2 protein-coding genes are annotated in these 1,480 nt (G+C 67.4%); one reads left to right on the forward strand and one right to left on the reverse strand.

Going from position 1 to position 1,480, the window contains the following annotated elements:
• The first annotated feature begins 52 nt into the window (after positions 1 to 52).
• Positions 53 to 487: a hypothetical protein gene (locus ACFYP3_RS37805; RefSeq protein ID WP_388842652.1), complete on the forward strand. Its 435-nt coding sequence runs from the start codon at positions 53 to 55 to the stop codon at positions 485 to 487.
• Between the two features lie 4 nt (positions 488 to 491).
• Here ACFYP3_RS37805 and ACFYP3_RS37810 read toward each other — a convergent pair.
• Positions 492 to 1,423 (reverse strand): IS5 family transposase gene (locus ACFYP3_RS37810; RefSeq protein ID WP_388842654.1). Its coding sequence is split into 2 segments (ribosomal slippage): positions 492 to 1,085 and positions 1,088 to 1,423, totalling 930 coding nucleotides; the frame shifts between segments, so codons are not numbered across the junction.
• Positions 1,424 to 1,480: the final 57 nt, after the last annotated feature.

Below are 1,480 nucleotides of genomic sequence, written 5' to 3' on the forward strand. Positions count from 1 at the left end.
CTAGGACTTGTCCGGCCGATCATCGTTGGAGGCAGTCGGGCATGATGCCCGGGTGAGCATCATCGTGAAGTTCTTCGTGGCGCCGGACGACACGTCAGCGGGTCTGGCCCTCCAGACCGGGCCGGGACGGGCATTCGAGTCGCTCTCGTTCGGCAACTTCGATCCCGAGGAGGCGGTGATCGAGTGGGAGTGCCTTCTGGCCGGTGGCAGCTTCGAGGAACTCGTCGATGCCGGTGAGCCTCGCATCGTCGCGGGCCAGGACAACGACGGGTGCGTCGTCTTCGCGATCTCGCCTCGGCTGTCCACTGCTCTCGTGGGCGCTGGGCCCTCCAGGTTGCGTGATGTCGCCGCCTCGTGGGCTCAGCTGCGTGCGGAGGACGGTGAAGTCATCGACACGGAGATCGCCGAGGCGATCGTGGGTGAGCTGGCCGGCCTCGTCGGCAGCGCCCGGCGCCATGACCAGGGCGTCTACTGCTGGGTCGCGTAGGAGTTCATGTTCGGAGCCAGATGGCGACGGCCGCAGCGGTGGCGGTGCCGAGGAAGACGTAACCGCGCTTGTCGTAGCGAGTGGCAACCGCTCGGGACTGCTTCAGACGGTTGATCGCCCGCTCGACGGTGTTGCGCTTCTTGTAGCGGTCCTCATCGAAGCCAGGCGGCCGTCCACCGCGTGCGCCCTTGCGTAAGCGAGCCGCCTGGCTGTCGGTCTTCTCCGGGATCGTGTGGCGGATTCCCCGCCGCCGCAGGTACTCGCGGATGGGACCGTTGCTGTAGGCCTTGTCGGCCGCCAGGCTGTCCGGCTTCTTGCGCGGCCGTCCCAGGCCAGATCTGGGAACGCGGATCTTCTCAAGGACCGGCTTGAACTGGGTGCAGTCCGCCCGCTGACCTGGAGTGATGATCAGGGACAGCGGCCGGCAACGGCCGTCCGCGCTCAGGTGGAGCTTGCTGGTGAACCCGCCCCGCGAGCGACCCAGGCCCTCACCTCCAGCACCACCTCCACCAGGCGGGCGACGAGACTCTGCCACGGCGTCTCGTCCTGATGTTCCACCCCTGCTGCCCCCTTTGAACCCGGGATCGGCGGCGGGCCGGTGCGGGCTCCAGCCGCATGCTGATGCGCGCGGACGATCGTGGAGTCGACCGAAACGTCCCAGTCGATCTCGCCTGCGGCGTCGGCCGCGGCCTGGACCTGCTGGAGCAGACGTTCCCAGGTGCCGTCAGCCGACCACATGCGATGGCGTTCGTAGACGGTCTTCCAGGGTCCGAACCGTTCGGGTAGGTCACGCCACTGCACCCCGGTCCGCACCCGGTGCAGAATCCCGTCGATCACCTGCCGGTGATTCCGCCACCTGCCACAACGCCCGTTACTCACGGGCAGGAACGGCCGCAACCGTTCCCACTCGGAATCACTCAGATCACCCCGCCCCATGCCCACAGCAACGACTCGGGCACGGAGTAGTCACATGATCGGCCGGACAAGTCCTAG

Source organism: Streptomyces sp. NPDC005533, assembly GCF_042871845.1.
GTDB lineage: Bacteria > Actinomycetota > Actinomycetes > Streptomycetales > Streptomycetaceae > Streptomyces.